17 protein-coding genes are annotated in these 15,283 nt (G+C 51.9%); 9 read left to right on the top strand and 8 right to left on the bottom strand.

Annotated features, from left to right (window positions below):
- Positions 1-160: 160 nt before the first annotated feature.
- Positions 161-982, top strand: a complete 822-nt coding sequence (locus Y71_RS14460) for an isocitrate lyase/PEP mutase family protein (protein ID WP_007374859.1) — start codon at positions 161-163, stop codon at positions 980-982.
- A gap of 338 nt (positions 983-1,320) precedes the next feature.
- Here the strand turns inward: Y71_RS14460 and Y71_RS14455 are convergent, their stop codons facing one another.
- Together Y71_RS14455 and Y71_RS14450 are read right to left on the bottom strand one after the other, a co-directional pair.
- The gene (locus Y71_RS14455; protein WP_035885805.1) at positions 1,321-1,956 is read right to left on the bottom strand and encodes a LysE family translocator; all 636 of its coding nucleotides are present in this window, start codon (positions 1,954-1,956) and stop codon (positions 1,321-1,323) included.
- Between the two features lie 120 nt (positions 1,957-2,076).
- A complete protein-coding gene (locus Y71_RS14450; RefSeq protein ID WP_007374861.1) occupies positions 2,077-2,985 on the bottom strand; it encodes a LysR family transcriptional regulator in 909 nt (302 codons plus the stop codon).
- 96 nt (positions 2,986-3,081) lie between these two features.
- Here Y71_RS14450 and Y71_RS14445 point away from each other — a divergent pair, with 96 nt between their 5' ends.
- The 3 genes from Y71_RS14445 to umuC all read left to right on the top strand — a co-directional run bounded on the left by Y71_RS14445 (position 3,082) and on the right by umuC (position 6,229).
- Positions 3,082-4,065 carry an NAD-dependent epimerase/dehydratase family protein gene (locus tag Y71_RS14445; RefSeq protein WP_072438690.1) on the top strand — a complete coding sequence of 328 codons (984 nt, stop codon included), beginning with the start codon at positions 3,082-3,084 and terminating at the stop codon, positions 4,063-4,065.
- 479 nt (positions 4,066-4,544) lie between these two features.
- Positions 4,545-4,964, top strand: a complete 420-nt coding sequence (gene umuD, locus Y71_RS14440) for a translesion error-prone DNA polymerase V autoproteolytic subunit (RefSeq protein ID WP_081120775.1) — start codon at positions 4,545-4,547, stop codon at positions 4,962-4,964.
- 2 nt (positions 4,965-4,966) lie between these two features.
- Positions 4,967-6,229: a translesion error-prone DNA polymerase V subunit UmuC gene (gene umuC / locus Y71_RS14435; protein ID WP_007374864.1), complete on the top strand. Its 1,263-nt coding sequence runs from the start codon at positions 4,967-4,969 to the stop codon at positions 6,227-6,229.
- Between the two features lie 213 nt (positions 6,230-6,442).
- On the opposite strand, the gene Y71_RS14430 is transcribed toward umuC, so the two are convergent.
- Positions 6,443-6,877: a hypothetical protein gene (locus Y71_RS14430; protein WP_007374865.1), complete on the bottom strand. Its 435-nt coding sequence runs from the start codon at positions 6,875-6,877 to the stop codon at positions 6,443-6,445.
- A gap of 395 nt (positions 6,878-7,272) precedes the next feature.
- Here Y71_RS14430 and Y71_RS14425 point away from each other — a divergent pair, with 395 nt between their 5' ends.
- Entirely contained in the window at positions 7,273-8,355 is a 1,083-nt protein-coding gene (locus tag Y71_RS14425; protein ID WP_035943637.1) for an AI-2E family transporter, read from the top strand.
- Here the strand turns inward: Y71_RS14425 and Y71_RS30525 are convergent.
- A complete protein-coding gene (locus Y71_RS30525) occupies positions 8,349-8,567 on the bottom strand; it encodes a hypothetical protein (protein WP_181951277.1) in 219 nt (72 codons plus the stop codon). The genes Y71_RS14425 and Y71_RS30525 overlap by 7 nt on opposite strands.
- A gap of 444 nt (positions 8,568-9,011) precedes the next feature.
- Here Y71_RS30525 and mdtJ point away from each other — a divergent pair, with 444 nt between their 5' ends.
- The 3 genes from mdtJ (at position 9,012) to Y71_RS14400 (ending at position 11,950) form a co-directional block, all read left to right on the top strand.
- Positions 9,012-9,365 carry a multidrug/spermidine efflux SMR transporter subunit MdtJ gene (mdtJ, locus tag Y71_RS14410; protein ID WP_007374869.1) on the top strand — a complete coding sequence of 118 codons (354 nt, stop codon included), beginning with the start codon at positions 9,012-9,014 and terminating at the stop codon, positions 9,363-9,365.
- Entirely contained in the window at positions 9,352-9,681 is a 330-nt protein-coding gene (mdtI, locus tag Y71_RS14405; protein WP_007374870.1) for a multidrug/spermidine efflux SMR transporter subunit MdtI, read from the top strand. Before mdtJ ends, mdtI begins: the two co-directional genes overlap by 14 nt.
- Positions 9,682-9,787: 106 nt before the next feature.
- Positions 9,788-11,950, top strand: coding sequence for a putative bifunctional diguanylate cyclase/phosphodiesterase (locus tag Y71_RS14400; protein WP_007374871.1), 2,163 nt, complete (start codon positions 9,788-9,790; stop codon positions 11,948-11,950).
- 1 nt (position 11,951) lies between these two features.
- On the opposite strand, the gene Y71_RS14395 is transcribed toward Y71_RS14400, so the two are convergent.
- The 4 genes from Y71_RS14395 to Y71_RS14385 all read right to left on the bottom strand — a co-directional run bounded on the left by Y71_RS14395 (position 11,952) and on the right by Y71_RS14385 (position 15,033).
- Positions 11,952-12,779: a trypsin-like serine peptidase gene (locus Y71_RS14395; protein ID WP_007374872.1), complete on the bottom strand. Its 828-nt coding sequence runs from the start codon at positions 12,777-12,779 to the stop codon at positions 11,952-11,954.
- A 94-nt stretch (positions 12,780-12,873) separates the two neighbouring features.
- Positions 12,874-12,957 carry a small membrane protein YdgU gene (gene ydgU, locus Y71_RS31170; RefSeq protein ID WP_090120058.1) on the bottom strand — a complete coding sequence of 28 codons (84 nt, stop codon included), beginning with the start codon at positions 12,955-12,957 and terminating at the stop codon, positions 12,874-12,876.
- A gap of 94 nt (positions 12,958-13,051) precedes the next feature.
- Positions 13,052-13,384 (bottom strand): acid resistance repetitive basic protein Asr, encoded by a 333-nt coding sequence (gene asr / locus Y71_RS14390; protein WP_007374873.1) that lies wholly within the window; start codon positions 13,382-13,384, stop codon positions 13,052-13,054.
- 164 nt (positions 13,385-13,548) lie between these two features.
- Positions 13,549-15,033, bottom strand: coding sequence for a carboxypeptidase M32 (locus Y71_RS14385; protein WP_007374874.1), 1,485 nt, complete (start codon positions 15,031-15,033; stop codon positions 13,549-13,551).
- Between the two features lie 123 nt (positions 15,034-15,156).
- On the opposite strand from Y71_RS14385, the gene Y71_RS30735 reads away from it, so the two are divergent.
- Positions 15,157-15,258, top strand: a complete 102-nt coding sequence (locus Y71_RS30735; protein ID WP_227135680.1) for a KPN_01571 family protein — start codon at positions 15,157-15,159, stop codon at positions 15,256-15,258.
- Positions 15,259-15,283: the final 25 nt, after the last annotated feature.

Raw genomic sequence — 15,283 nt, 5'->3', positions numbered from 1 at the left:
GTGACGGGAGGGGGAGCCTGAACTGGCAATACATCGGCGAAAGCGTTCTGCGGGTGTGATCATCGATACATCGTATGGGTTGTTATGGGAAATAGAATTTCAATGCAGTATTTATGGTATATCGTTAATCAGGAAGAACAGCAGAAGTCATGAGAGATTTATGAGCGACAAAAGCAAAGCTTTTCGTCTTCTTCACGAATCCGGGAATACCTTTGTCATTCCTAATCCATGGGACATTGGCACAGCCAGAATACTTGAAAAAATGGGCTTTCTGGCCCTCGCCACAACCAGTGCAGGCCTTGCCTTTTCTCTGGGGGTGGCAGAAGGTCAGGTTTCCTGGCAACAGACAATCCATCATTGCCGGAACATCGCAGCAGCAACCTCTCTGCCGGTGTCAGCCGATCTGGAGAAAGGAACAGGTGACAGTCCGGATAGCGCCGCTGAAACCATTAAGATTGCCGTGGATGCCGGCCTTGCAGGCTGTTCCCTTGAGGATTATACCGGCCGACCAGAACATCCTGTCTTCGATTTAAGTCTTGCAGTCGAGAGGATTTCGGCAGCGGCTGAATCACGTGATATTTGTGATCCTGATTTTGTTATTACTGCGCGCGCTGAAAATTTCATGTGGGGCAATGAGGATCTTGATGAAACAATTCTGAGACTTCAGGCCTTCGAAAAAGCAGGCGCAGATGTCCTCTATGCCCCTGGAATTCATGATCTTTCTATGATTCATACCCTCTGCAGGTCTGTTACAAAACCGGTGAATGTTGTCATGGGCTTGCCCGGAAATGTTTACAGTGTTGAAGAACTTTCACATGCCGGAGTCCGGCGTATAAGCGTGGGAGCCTCAATGGCCCGGCTCGCCTATGGAGTGTTTGTTCAGGCTGCACGAGAAATCAGTGGTAATGGCACTTTTTCTTATGCAAAACATGCCATCAGTTTTTCAGAGCTTGAGGCTTTTTTCGAAAAAACTAATCAATAATCAGTTTATTAGCAGGCCTGACAGTATGCACAATTTCTCTGTTTTTCCATTGATTCAGTGCCCGCTTTGAGCTGCTCTCCATTGATTAACACGAACTGATGTTCGCAACGACTGCTCTGGCACAAAACGTATATTCAATGTTCAAAAAGGGGAGAGGGTGCCCTTACGTTGTGCGAGGCCACCCGCCGGTGCTGCGCTGGTAGTACTGATAACGACGAAACTCACAATCAGCACCAGAAACTTTTTCATTTGTTACGTCAATTTACCGTAACGAGAGCGTACCGGGAAAAAGCAGAACTTCACGGAAAATGGCATTAAGGGTAGAGACGTGGCCGTCTTCATGTTCCTTCATATGAAGTCACTAACTTAATCCCAAGGGCCATCATCACGCCACCTGCGGCCCGGTCAAACCACGCTTTTCCGCGAAGGTACAAATTTCGAGGTTTAGACGCAGAAAGAACAATCGCGACAAGCGCATACCAGCTGGCTTCGATTAAAAAGACGAGCAATGCAATGACAACCTTAAAGGAGAGAGCGCTATCTGGTGGAAGAAAGGCGGCAAAAACACTGGCATAGACAATAGCCGTTTTCGGATTACTGAGTTGAGTGGTAAGGCCCAGGAACAGAAATCGTGAAGAGAGTGGAATTGACCGATCATGCAGCTGAACTTCAGCAACAAGAGGGGTACGAGCGCCCCTCCAGATACGGAAGCCTAAATAAGCCAGATAAAGACCACCGCCAACTTTCAGGAGCAAATATAACGACGGGACTGCAAGCAAAACGCCATGAAGTCCCAGCAACGATGCTGTTGCAAAAATCAATCCTCCAACCCCCATCCCCAACGCGGCTAGCAAGCCGTTGAGTCGGCCCATACTTGCCGATGTGCGTGCCACCATCACGAAGCTCGGACCCGGGCTTGCAGCGCCAGCGGCGAGTGCCGTTGCAATGCCAATAATCTCGGGGAGATGTTGCATAGGTCGACTCCTTTGTGAACATGAGGGAATTCTTGAAAGCCGTCAAATTAAGCGGAAACAATAGCATTGAATCTCGCACTCATTCGAGAACGACAACGCCTTGATTTCCTGTACTGCGTGTCACAAACCTGCCTTATTGATATACGCCTGTAAGCCCCCGGCAAGAATATCGAATACCGTTTTACAGGCCTGACTGTGGCGCAAGTCCTCATGCATCACCAGCCAGGTATCAAGACGGAACGCAAAGAAATCAGGCATCAACCGCTTTAATGGGACAGGAAAATCGGCCAGTTGAACCTGACACATCCCTATACCCGCACCTGCGCGAATAAGGTTCAACTGCGCCACATCACTGTCAGTTCGTAAGGTAAATGCTTCACGGTTCAGCTGAGGGTAGTGTTTCAGTGCCTGTAAAATAAACGGCGTCATTTTATCAAAGCCCACAAGCGGATGGCTGAACAGCTCGTCAATACTTTCCGGTTCACCATGCCGGGCCAGATAGGAATGTGATGCATGCAGACCAATTTCAATACGGCCCAACCGACGTGCGATCAGTTGCTCCTGCACCGGTGTGGTCATGCGTACCGCAATATCCACTTCCCGGTTCAATAAATCCTGCATTCGGTTAGAGAGAACCAATTCAATTGTAAGCTGCGGATAATCCTCTTTGATTCGTGCAATCAGGGAAGGAAGAACTTCCGTGCCGATAATTTCACTCGCAGAAACGCGTACCACGCCATGCAACCCGGCGGTGTGCGTGCTGAAGCTGGCGGCCGTTCGCGCAATCATACTGGCCGTGTTTTCCATCGCTTGCGCATGGCCTTGCAGCGCGGCTGCCGCATCCGTCGGTTGCAGACCAGTCTGCGACCGCGTAAACAAAACCAGGCCAAGGGCGGATTCCAGTGCCGCTATGTGGCGCCCCGCAGTGGGCTGGGTAATGGCAAGCATACGGGCGGCCCCCGACAGGGAGCCTTCTTTCATCACCGCCAGGAAGGTTCGATACCATTCCCATGGAATATTTATAGTCATACAAAAATGCATACCTGCTACCTGATGTCATGCAATTACATTTAGTCCGCGCAAACACTACGATGTCAAGCACACACATCCGGTAAAGGCAAGGCGATGAAAAACAGAAACAAGGTACTCGTACTGGGCGCAACAGGCGGAATCGGTGGCGAAATCGCCCGTAAACTCATTCGCGAAAAATGGGACGTTCATGCACTGCGCCGCAGCGCTCCGCAAAATGAAGAGCCCGCAAATATGACGTGGATAACGGGTGACGCGCTGAATGCTGAGCAGGTCGCGGCGGCGGCGTCAGAGTGTAGTGTGATTGTCCATGCCGTTAATCCGCCAGGTTATCGAAACTGGGAGCAACTGGTTTTGCCGATGTTACAGAACACCATCAATGCGGCGGAGCGAAACGGTGCCTTAATCGTTCTCCCTGGCACCGTTTACAACTACGGTCCGGACGCCTTTCCACTTTTACGGGAAGACTCTCCCCAAAATCCTGTCACCAGAAAAGGGGCCATACGGGTGCAAATGGAGAAGGCACTGAACGCCTACACGCAGCGTGGCGGAAAAGTGCTGATTCTGCGGGCCGGTGATTTCTTTGGCCCTGACGCAGGCAACAACTGGTTTTCACAGGGATGGATCACGCCAGGTAAACTCCCCCGGACAATTAAAAATCCGGGTAAAGCCGGAACAGGCCATCAGTGGGCCTATCTGCCGGATGTCGCCGAAACGCTGTCTGCGCTGTTGGCGCGTCGGGAGCAACTCGAACCGTTTGCCTGTTTTCATATGCGGGGGCACTGGGATGCCGATGGTACGGCGATGGCAGCAGCCATAAAAAGTGTCGCACAATTTGCGGGTATTAAAGCGAAGATAACCTCTTTTCCCTGGTGGCTTATCTTTGCGATGGCGCCGTTCAATACCACGCTGCGTGAGATGCGCGAGATGCGGTATTTATGGGAACAGCCGATACAGATGGACAATGCAAAACTGATCGACTTTTTAGGCCACGAACCGCATACCCCGCTGATTGAGGCCGTGCGGACTACGTTAATCGGCCAGGGCTGCATTAATCACGCGTCATTCACGCGTTTATGAGCGGATCAGATCGTTTCTGGCACAAAGTGGCAAATCCAGATATAGCCAGGTCGGCTTTGAGCAAGGAGCGGTTCTTTAAGCCATTGTGTATCAGATGTAGGACTAACACTGGCTTGTGATAATCAACCGTGTACAGGTCATTTCACTGCGTCGGCGGGTACAGGCGGGGCTGAATTAAGGTGAAGCCTGCGTAACGCGCTGTCCCGTGCTTTATTCATGCACCGGCTGGAATAAATCAGGGACCGAAAACCGGAAAATCAGAGCTATCGTGCCAGTGACCAGTGACCAGTGACCAGTGACCAGTGACCAGTGACCAGTGACTGTAGTGAAAAGCAAACTTACCCGGCTTGCTGCTCACACGGTAAAACCTAAATACCTCGCAACTTCAAACGGTTCCGAAAACCTTCTTAGAAGAAGATTGAACGTGCGAAAAAATCAGAGATACTGTATATAAATACAGTTATATTGAGTTCCTCATTATGCAGCTTTTTTATCCCTTAGAGATTGCCCCCTCTATCCATCTTCCTCTCTTTACGGAGCGGGTACCTTGTGGTTTTCCTGGTCCCGCGCAAGACTATGTTGAAGATAGGCTGGATCTCAATACGCTTTTGATAGCCCATCCTTGCGCCACATATTTTATTAAAGTCAGCGGTGACTCCATGACTGGTGCTGGAATTGGGGATGGTGACCTTCTGGTAGTTGATCGTTCGCTGTCGGCAAGCCATGGCGATATTGTGATTGCTGCTGTAGCTGGCGAGTTTACTGTCAAGGAACTACGTACTCATCCTGTCTTACGCCTGGTTCCGCACAATAGCAATTACTCACCCATTACGTTTCATAACCCAGAAGAGCTAGAAATATTTGGTGTAGTAACATTTTCAGTGAAGTCACATAAATGACGATGTTTGCTTTGGCTGACGTCAACAGCTTTTATACGTCCTGTGAAACGGTATTCCGCCCGGATTTAAAGGGAAAACCCGTGGTAGTGGTCTCTAACAACGACGGCTGCGTAATTTCGCGTTCAGCAGAGGCAAAAGCGCTTGGCATCGCCATGGGAGAGCCTTTTTTCAAACTGAAAAATAAAACGTTCTCATCTGAAGTGCACGTATTTAGCTCGAACTATGCTCTTTATGCTGACCTCAGTGCGCGGGTTATGCAGACGCTGACGCAGATGGCGCCAGCCATCGAGATCTATTCAATTGATGAAGCCTTTATCGACTTATCCGGCATAGCCAGCTACATGTCGCTGACAGATTTTGGGAAGGCCGTGCGGAACCAGGTACTTAAAAATACCGGGCTCACGATCGGAATCGGAGTTTCGCAAACCAAAACGTTAGCAAAATTAGCAAATTACGCAACAAAACGATGGGCGAGTGCGGGTGGCGTGGTTGATCTATCCGACATATCACGTCAGCGGAAGCTGTTAGAACGAGTGCCTGTGGAGGATGTATGGGGTGTAGGAAGGCGCATCAGCAAAAAACTGAACAATATGGGGATCAATACAGCGCTGGACTTAGCCAATAGCTCACCTTGGGTAATCAAAAAACATTTCAACGTTGTTCTGGAAAGAACGCTGCGTGAGCTGCGCGGTGAGTCGTGCCTGGAGCTTGAGGAATTCGTGCCGGATAAACAACAGATTATGTTCAGCCGCTCTTTTGGGTATCGTATTACCGAGTATGCAGATATGCGCCAGGCTGTCTGCGCCTATGCTGAACGCGCCGCAGCAAAATTGCGTAGCGAACACCAGTTTTGTGCTTTTGTCAGCGTATTTCTACGCACCAGCCCGCACGCAGATAATGAAATTTATTATGAGAACCAATCATCTACGAAACTATCGATACCATCTAATGATACGCGTGACATTATACGTGCATCTACAGAATCACTAGACCGGATATGGGTCGATGGTTATCGCTACATGAAAGCTGGCGTAATGCTTGCTGACTTTTTTAGTCGTGGCACTGCACAGCTTAATTTGTTTGATGATACCGCCCCAAAGGCTAATAGCACTGCACTGATGGCGGTAATCGACGGCATTAACTCGTCAGGAAAAGGAAAGGTCTGGTTTGCTGGTCAAGGCATCCAGAAACCTTGGGCAATGAAGCGTGAAATGCTATCACCATCTTATACTACGCGCTATTCAGACCTGCCTGTCGCTAAATAAAAACTAGTTGTAGTGGTCAACAAAAATTGGCCACGGCTTTAGAGATTTCCAGAACAAGCGTTCTGATTCATTCGGCGTCAAACCACCATTATAGTGAAGAGAGCAAGCCGCTTGCGGCAGAAAATAATAAAGCTACTGAAGTCACATGAAATTTATGCGGCGGGGATGCCAGGCCGTGTCAACCACCGCCTGGCATCATGTACTAGCGATAGCTTAAAAAATTCGCGTCCAGCGGATATCGTTGGCGGGCGGTACCGGGCCGGAAACCGGATCGCTATGACCAAAAATACGCGTGTTGTGCCAAATCTGATTATTCTGCGCCGCTATCCGCACATTAGCGGCAAACTCTGCGATGCCCGGACCGCAAGAGGAAATATAAATTCTTGCCGGAACGGCCTTGTTCGCCATATTTCCCTGAACCAGAGCAAGAAAGGTTTCGGCATTAACATCAACAACGCTCGGAGCCGCGTTGCCAATTTCCGTACCATTACCATGGGCAATAACCACAATGGTCGCGCCGTTGATAATATTTAAATTCATGGAACTGACCTGTGCCCACGTATAGCGATTCGTGATGGGGTTCCAGGCGGCATTCAGTTGCGTGTTAACAATATCGGCATCGGTAGACATGAGCATTACAATGGTCATACTGTATCTCCTCTTTGTGAAATATAACCTTTTGATTTAAAGGTGCTTCTATGCTTATCACGACAATAGACAGATAACGGATAAAACAACCCGACAATGTGTTACTGCGTCGCCAATATTAACCAACTGCTTTTTCCCCACCAGTTAGCCAGATAGCCGATGCACTATTCCTGGTGTTGTCTGGCGCAATTCGGTGGCGTCATCATAAGCGGCAATAGGGCATCGATTTATCGTCTCATTCTTAAATACGCGTTGAGTACGAAAATCCTGATGGCGTGCAGTTGATAAAAAAGGAAAGGTTATTAGCGGTGTACAACCGTCAGGGCAGGGGATTGTTTTTACAATCAATGAGTAAGGCACTACACTTAATGGTTGTTTCTCCATTGGACGGGCCGATGTCAACACTTAAAAGTAATCAGTTCTTTTTTATCATTTTATTATTGCTGGTCAGCGTGGCGTTTTTCGGCCTGATCCAGCCCTATTATTCCGCGATTATCTGGGCGATCATCCTGGCGTTGATTTTCTATCCGCTGCGCATGCAGCTCTCGGTATGGTTGCGCGGGCGTAACGGCATTGCCTCGTTGATCACTGTGTTGCTGATTTGCGTGATTGTGTTTATCCCAATGATGATGGTGCTCTCTTCACTGGCCGTGGAGATCAACAGCCTGTACCAGCGTCTGCAAAATAACGCGACCGATTTGCCGCAGCTATTAAGTAATGGCATTGCACATCTGCCGGACTGGGCGAAGGGCTATCTGCGCGACAATGATTTTGATTCGGTGAATGCAATCCGGGAAAAACTCTCCGGCGTGGCGTTGAGCGTCGGGCGTTACCTGGCGGGCAGCGCGGTGATCATTGGCAAAGGTACGCTGGGCATTACCGTTAGCTTCTGTTTGATGGTCTATCTGCTGTTCTTCCTGCTGAAAGATGGCGCCACGCTGGTGCGCCAGATCTACGAAGTTATGCCGCTGACGGCGACCATTAAGCGTCGCCTGTTTTTGAAATTCGCCGGTGTGGCGCGTGCTACGGTAAAAGGGACGCTGGTGGTTGCCATCGTTCAGGGCGCGCTGGGCGGCATCGGTTTCTGGTTTGCCGGTTTCAACGGCAGCCTGCTGTGGGCGGCGCTGATGGCATTCCTGTCGTTAATCCCGGCGGTGGGAACGGCGATTGTCTGGATCCCGGCGGTGATTTTTCTCTATTCGACCGACGAGTTTGTTACGGCAACGGTGCTGACGCTCTACTTCGTGATCGTCGTTGGTTTGGCCGACAATCTTCTGCGTCCGTTGCTGGTCGGGAAAGATACCCGCATGCCGGATTATCTGATTCTGCTGACCACGCTGGGCGGCCTGCAATTCTTCGGCATTAATGGTTTTGTCCTTGGGCCCATGATTGCTGCGCTGTTTATCACCTCGTGGAATTTGCTGGCGGAAGCGCGGGCGAGCGTTGCAAAAAACAGCCCGCCAACGCCGCCTCAATAAAGGCGCTGCGCGGCAAAGATGCCGTAAAGGGTGCAGGCCACCGTTCGCGTACAGGTTTTGTAGGTTATAAACCAGGCTTTCTGGTAGCGGGCTAAGTCGGGGCGGTTATGGAAAACCGGCCATAAAACGCGATGCACGTAGCCGTGGTAAACATTGTCATATTCGTTGGGCGCCATCTCCCAACTATGGCCGCACGATTGGCAACGTGACATATATTTCCTCATCGTGAGTTATTACCGGCTGAAGAGGATTATTTATCGCCTGATATAAATGCGGTATAAAAAGAAAACCACGCACTGCAAAAATAATATAAATTCCACAGCAGAGTAAAGAATTGAAAAGCTTTTGAGTAAAATCCTGGGCTGTGATAGAAATAAGCGGTGTTTAACGACTGAGGACAATTTTCATCCGCATGATGAGAAGCAATTCGCGGATAATTGTAATTATATGGACATTCTGTTCAGCATTTTAAATTCTGTTTTTTCCCGTCACCACTCCTCCTGCTGCCCGCTTGCGGGTGAACAATACTGGCGCTCAGCGCTATAGTCTCCTCCTGCCTGTGCTGGCGCGCTGCGTCCGGCTGATATTGCTGTTTTTCCGGTTTCCCGCGCTGCGGTAAGCCGCGCAAGGATATATATTCTCAAGCAGGAGAAAAAATGATTTATTGGATATTACTGATCTTAGCAATTGTTGCTGAAATAACCGGCACATTGTCAATGAAATGGGCCAGCGTCAACGATAGCCAGACAGGGTTTATTCTAATGCTGGCCATGATTGCGCTGTCGTATATTTTTCTGTCATTTGCGGTGAAAAAAATTGCCCTCGGTGTGGCGTATGCAATGTGGGAAGGCATTGGCATATTATTCATTACCCTGTTCAGCGTATTTCTTTTTGATGAACAACTCCCGGTATTAAAAGTGATCGGGCTGGCAACGTTGGTGTTGGGCATTGTGCTGATTAAATCCGGGACGCGTAAGCCGCGTCAGGAGCGCAATCATGCAGCCGTTTGAGTGGATCCACGCTCTCTGGCTGGCGATGGCGATTGGGCTGGAGATCGTGGCGAATATCTTTCTGAAATTCTCTGACGGTTTTCGTCGCAAACTGTACGGTTGCGGGTCGCTTTTGGCGGTGCTGGCGGCGTTTAGCGCGCTGTCACAGGCGGTGAAAGGGATCGATCTTTCCGTGGCCTATGCGCTGTGGGGCGGATTTGGTATTGTCGCTACGCTGGCGGCGGGCTGGATCCTCTTCGGCCAGCGCCTGAACCGTAAAGGCTGGTTTGGTCTGCTGCTGTTAATTATGGGTATGTTGCTGATTAAACTCGCATAATGTGACGCTGCCCGCGTTTACGGGCAGCGAATTTTGCAGTCTGTATTACGCTTTACTCAATAACTAACGCAACGCGACTTTTTCAGCCACCTGCAGGGGGCGATGAATGTTCAATCCGTTTAGCTGGCGCAATATTCCTGGCGCAAGGACGTTATTTGTCATGACCTTTATGGCGGGGATTGGCTTAATCGTCTCCGTTGTTGCACTGCTTTACCTCTCGTTGAATTTAATCAGCAGCAAAGCCAATGAAATTGATGAGCACCGCACTGCGCTCGCGGTGCAGGGCGCGATTCAGACGTCGGTTAACCGAATCCGCTCGCTGGTGATTGATAATGGCGTCTGGGACGATGCGGTGCGGGAAGTTTATCGGCCACAACTGGATACGCAGTGGTTGTACAACACCTGGGGGGCTGGTTATAAAATCAACAATCTGTATGACGGCACCTTTGTGCTGGATGAGCAATTCAATGTGCTGTGGGGCGCGTTTCGCAGCCAACTTTTCACGGAGCGCGATCTCACTTTTTTTGGCAGTGGATTGCGGGCGCTGATCCGCGGTCATAACCAGTTGCTTCAGTCCGGGAAAGAGGTCTACGCCGGGATTACGCAGACCCGGGACGGCGTGGCGTTTATCAGTATCGGGCTGGTGCGCCCGATGGTTGGCCGTCTTGAGGTTTACGACGGCACTCGCCGCTATCTGGTGATTACCCGCCATCTGGATGCGCAGATCCTCAGCGACCTTGGCAAAACCTTCCAGATTACAGACTTACGCCTGTCACCGCAGAAAACCGCCGCCAGTAGCGTTCCGCTGCGTGACTCGGCGGGCGAGGAGCTCGGCTATCTGAGCTGGACGCCGCGTCTGCCGGGCGCAGAAGCCGCGCGGGCGGCGGCGTCGAATATTCGCCAGATTGCGATGCTGGCGTCCGGGTTGATCCTGCTGTTTATCGTGCTGAGCAGCGCCGGGCTGTACAAGCTGGCGCGTGGGGAAAGGCTGGCGCGCAAAATCGCCCTGACGGACTGGCTCAGCCGGTTACCCAACCGCCGGGCGCTCATCGAAAACATCGAAAAACTGGGCGCGATGGGCGATCCGGATACGATAAGCGTGGTGTTTATCGATCTGGATGGTTTTAAAGATGTGAATGATATCTACGGGCACGATGTTGGCGACCGTCTGATTGTCACCATTGCCCAGACCCTGCGTGAGAAAGTGCCGACTGACGGCATGCTGGCGCGGATGGGCGGCGACGAATTTGCCATGACCCTGAGCGGGCCGTGGTCGGTGGAGAAGGCCACCGACTTTGCCAATAACGTCCTGCAATACCTGAATCATCCTGTGCGCATTGGTAAACGCACCATCCACATTGGCGCCAGCATCGGCATCGCCAGCGGCACGCTGCTGGAATGCTCCAGTTCCGAGTTGTTTCGCCGCGCAGATATTGCGATGTACCATTCGAAAATTACCGGCAAAGACAGGCTAACGCATTATGACGCGGCGCTGAACAGCGCTCGCGAGCGGCAATTATTGATTGAAAGTGATATCCGCGATGGGCTGGAGCGTGAGGAGTTTGATGTCTGGTATCAACCGATTGTCGATGCCCGAAGCCAGATGATGGTGGGCATCGAAGCACTGGCGCGCTGGCCGCGACGTCCTGCCGGGGAGCTAAAACCGGATGAATTTATTCCGATTGCAGAGACCAGCGGGCTGATTTACTCGCTGGGACAGTTTGTCCTGCGCCGCGCTTGCAGCGATCTCCAGCCGATAGAGGATCTGAAATTATCGGTGAATATCTCGCCAGCGCAGTTTCGCGATCCGGAGTTCGAGAACAAAGTCTCCAGCGTGCTGGAGACCTGCCGCTTTCCGGCGCACCGCCTGCAACTGGAAGTAACAGAAACCTACGTGCTGGAAAATCCCGAGCGCGCCCGTTCGGCCATTGCCAACTTAAAAGCGCTGGGCACGGCGGTGGCGCTGGATGATTTTGGTACTGGCTACTCCAGCATTGGTTATCTGCGTCGTTTTAATTTCGACACCATCAAAATTGATAAATCACTGGCCGGGCTGGTGGACGATGATGAGCAGGCGTCGGCGCTAGTGAGCGGGACTATCCGCATCGCCAGCGCGCTGGGCATGCAGGTGGTGGCGGAAGGGGTGGAGAATGAAAAGCAGATGAAACTGTTAAGACTGGCCGGTTGCGATCAGCTTCAGGGATATTACTTCAGTGAACCGATGCCGCTGCACGACATCCTGCAACTGCGTTTGCAGCGGCTGGGCTGAATCACTCGCTCTCTTTGGCCAGCGCTTCCAGCTTGTCACGAAAACCGGTTACGGAGATGGCGCGGTTATCGGCGCGCCAGCGATCTTTTGCCGCCGGTGCTGAGCTTTGTACGGCAATCAACTGCCAGCCTGCGTCGGTTTTCAGCATCAATGGTGAACCACTGTCGCCGGGCAGGGTATCGCACTGGTGCGACAGCACGCTACTTTGCGCCCAGCCGGTGACCGTACAATCCTGGTGGCTGTAGAGCGTATCCAGATGATCTTCCGGATAGCCTGCCTGCGTCACTTTCCGGTTGGCCGTTTTCAGCGCCGCTGTCAGTTCGTCTTTATCGCCAACAAAGATCGGTAGCGGTGTAATGCCGGACGGCGGATAACGCAAGACGATCAGACCGAAATCCCACGATGCGGCGGAAGAGGGAACGATCCAGCCATCGCCATCGGGTTTCAGACGATGACCGAGCGAGGCGTCAACACGCCCTTCAATACCGTGAATTTCATAGCGCCAGGTCCCTTTTTGCGAAACAAAACGCAGCGCGACGGCTTTGTCTGCTTTCCCGTTCGGCGGCGTCAGCAGGCAGTGTCCGGCGGTCAGCGCCAGGTGCGGAGAGATAAGGGTGGCAGTACACAGATTACCACTGGCGGTTTCCAGCTGGCCGATAGCATCCCACGGCGCTTTGGTCGGCGTGGGAACCGGGACGCGATCGTCATGACCAAAAAAAAGCGTTTTTACATCACGGGCGTTAACCGCGTCATCCTCGCCATCGTCAGCATGACCAGCAGCGGAAAACAGAAACAGCGATCCCAGCATCAGCACAACAGTTTTTCGCATATCACACTCTGGTGGGTAATTATGATTATTAACGTAAGCCCAGATAAATATAGACGGGACGCGAGGAAAGTGGGAGTAAAATCAGCGTGCTACATCAGTAAAGATAAAAACGGATGGCAATAAGCGCGCAAATAATCAGCATTAACAGAATCAGTTCAAAACGATAACGTCGCAGCATATGCCCTCCAGAGAAAAACGGCGCCTCACCCGAAGGGCTCAGCGCCGACTTGTCACAGCGTGCCGTTAAGGACGCCGGAATCAGACACGTTTACTTATGCAGCCGGTTGTGCAGCCGGTTTAGTTGCAGTGTGTTTAACGTGTTTTTTGTGTTTTTTAGCAGCCTGTGCTTTCTGCTCTACTGCCGGTTTAGCTGCTTTTTTGTGATGTTTTTTCACTTTTGCAGCCTGAGCTTTCTGCTCTACAGCTTTTTTGTGTTTTTTGTGCACTTTTTTAGCCGGAGCTTTAGTTGCGGTAGCAGCCGGTGCAGCGGTGGTAGCAGTCGGAGCAGCAGCCGGAGCCTGAGAGGTGGCAGCGGTGTCAGCAGCGAATGCAGCGGAAGACAGACCCATAGCAGCGGCAACAACCAGAGCTAATACTTTTTTCATTCCGATATCCTCGAATTGGTTTCATCATTCAACCCCACTGCGGGGCCGTTGAAAGAACTATATCCCTGTAAATGCGAGGTTTCCGTGAGTGATTGGTATCGGCGTGTAACGGAATGTACAAACGTGATGTACCGCGCCGAAACGGGGGTTCCGGCGCGATGTCATCAGAGATAACGGCGGGTCAAATGCTGGCGGAAATAATCGGCATTCAATGCTTCTCCTGTTGCATTTTCAATGAGTTGCGAGGTGCTGAAGCGGCTACCGTGCTGCCAGATATTCTGCCGCAACCAGTCGAACAGGGCGCTAAAATCACCTTGCGCAATGGCCTCATCAAGCGTTGGCAGGGCCACGCGTGCCGCATGAAAGAGTTGCGCGGCGTACATGGCGCCCAGCGTGTAGGAGGGAAAGTAACCGAATCCGCCATCGGTCCAGTGAATATCCTGCATGCAGCCATTGCGGTAATTGCCTTCGGTGGAAAGCCCCAGCCAGGCCTGCATTTTTTCATTCCACAGCGCCGGAATATCCTCCACTTCAATGTCGCCGTCGATCAGCGCGCGTTCGATTTCGTAACGCAGGATCACGTGCGCCGGATAGCTGACTTCATCAGCCTCAACGCGGATATAACCCGGTTTCACCCGCTGATTCCAGGCAATGAAATTGCCCTCTTCGAAGGCTGGTTGCATACCAAAACTCTCGACAATCGCCGGTTGCAGGCGGCGCAGAAACGCGTCGCTGCGCCCGAGTTGCATTTCAAAGAACAGACTTTGCGATTCATGAATCGCCGTGGATCGCGCCAGCGCGATCGGCTGGCCGGCCCAGGCGCGCGGCAGGTTTTGTTCGTAGCGGGCGTGACCGGTTTCATGCACTACGCCGAACAGCGCGCTCAGCAGTTCATTTTCGTCGTAGCGCGTAGTAATGCGCACATCTTCCGGGACGCCGCCGCAGAAGGGATGCGCGCTGACATCAAGACGCCCGCCGTTGAAATCGAAGCCCAATACCTGCATTGCCTGCAATCCCAGCTCGCGCTGCACGGCCTGCGGGAACGGCCCCTGCGGCGCAATCAGTGTTTGCTGCGCCTGTTTCGCCACCGCGCGGTTCAGTAAATCCGGCAGCCAGCTTTTCACCTCGCTAAATAGTTCATCCAGGCGGGCGCTGGTCATGTCCGGTTCGAATTTGTCGAGCAGCGCATCATACGGTGAACAGCCTTTGGCCGCTGCGCGTAAGCTGGCCTCTTCGCGGGCAAGCTTGACCACCTCTTTCAGGTTGGCGCTGAAACCCGCCCAGTCATTCGCCGGGCGCTGTGTGCGCCAGGCGTGCTCGCATTTGCTGCCTGCCAGCGACTGTGCTTCGACCAGCGCTTCCGGGAGCAGCGCCGCCTGCTGGTAGTGACGCGTCATTTCGCGCAGGTTTGCCTGTTCAATATCGTCCAGCGTCTCCTGCTTTGCCGCCTGTAACCACTGGCCGACACGCTTATCGGTCAGAATCTGGTGTTGCAGCACGCTGAGTTCAGCCAGCGCTTCGCCGCGTGCTGCGCTACCGCCTGGCGGCATCATGGTGAACATGTCCCAGCTGGCGATGGCGGAGAGGTGTGAGAAGCGCGACAGACGCTGGAAAGTGCGGGTGAGTTGCTGGTAGTTCTGCTTGTCCATAATGCCTCTATTTTCGTTAGCGTTTTTTCTATAACTACCTGAAATAGTAGTCCGGCTTTCATTTGGCCAGTTTGTACCATAATAGAAGTACAGGATTTTTACACCCGCAGAAGAGACAACAGAGTGACAACCATAAATCCTTTTGTCTGGATCATTTTTGCTCTGATGGCGCTGGATGCCGTGCGTGAACTGGTTGGCGCAACCTCGATTTTGAGCCTCTTTTAACGCACATCCGCACGGAGCAAAAAAA

This window comes from Kosakonia radicincitans DSM 16656, assembly GCF_000280495.2.
Lineage (GTDB): Bacteria > Pseudomonadota > Gammaproteobacteria > Enterobacterales > Enterobacteriaceae > Kosakonia > Kosakonia radicincitans.
The sequence above is the reverse complement of the archived record's forward strand: the minus strand, read 5'-3'. Positions and strand labels throughout refer to the sequence as shown.

Bases quoted from the DNA above. Each gene is read 5' to 3' on its own strand.
- Y71_RS14460 (WP_007374859.1), top strand. From the start codon at position 161: ATGAGCGACAAAAGCAAAGCTTTTCGTCTTCTTCACGAATCCGGGAAT.
- Y71_RS14455 (WP_035885805.1), bottom strand. From the start codon at position 1,956: ATGCAACATCTCCCCGAGATTATTGGCATTGCAACGGCACTCGCCGCT.
- Y71_RS14450 (WP_007374861.1), bottom strand. From the start codon at position 2,985: ATGACTATAAATATTCCATGGGAATGGTATCGAACCTTCCTGGCGGTG.
- Y71_RS14445 (WP_072438690.1), top strand. From the start codon at position 3,082: ATGAAAAACAGAAACAAGGTACTCGTACTGGGCGCAACAGGCGGAATC.
- umuD (WP_081120775.1), top strand. From the start codon at position 4,545: ATGCAGCTTTTTTATCCCTTAGAGATTGCCCCCTCTATCCATCTTCCT.
- umuC (WP_007374864.1), top strand. From the start codon at position 4,967: ATGTTTGCTTTGGCTGACGTCAACAGCTTTTATACGTCCTGTGAAACG.
- Y71_RS14430 (WP_007374865.1), bottom strand. From the start codon at position 6,877: ATGACCATTGTAATGCTCATGTCTACCGATGCCGATATTGTTAACACG.
- Y71_RS14425 (WP_035943637.1), top strand. From the start codon at position 7,273: ATGTCAACACTTAAAAGTAATCAGTTCTTTTTTATCATTTTATTATTG.
- Y71_RS30525 (WP_181951277.1), bottom strand. From the start codon at position 8,567: ATGTCACGTTGCCAATCGTGCGGCCATAGTTGGGAGATGGCGCCCAAC.
- mdtJ (WP_007374869.1), top strand. From the start codon at position 9,012: ATGATTTATTGGATATTACTGATCTTAGCAATTGTTGCTGAAATAACC.
- mdtI (WP_007374870.1), top strand. From the start codon at position 9,352: ATGCAGCCGTTTGAGTGGATCCACGCTCTCTGGCTGGCGATGGCGATT.
- Y71_RS14400 (WP_007374871.1), top strand. From the start codon at position 9,788: ATGTTCAATCCGTTTAGCTGGCGCAATATTCCTGGCGCAAGGACGTTA.
- Y71_RS14395 (WP_007374872.1), bottom strand. From the start codon at position 12,779: ATGCGAAAAACTGTTGTGCTGATGCTGGGATCGCTGTTTCTGTTTTCC.
- ydgU (WP_090120058.1), bottom strand. From the start codon at position 12,957: ATGCTGCGACGTTATCGTTTTGAACTGATTCTGTTAATGCTGATTATT.
- asr (WP_007374873.1), bottom strand. From the start codon at position 13,384: ATGAAAAAAGTATTAGCTCTGGTTGTTGCCGCTGCTATGGGTCTGTCT.
- Y71_RS14385 (WP_007374874.1), bottom strand. From the start codon at position 15,033: ATGGACAAGCAGAACTACCAGCAACTCACCCGCACTTTCCAGCGTCTG.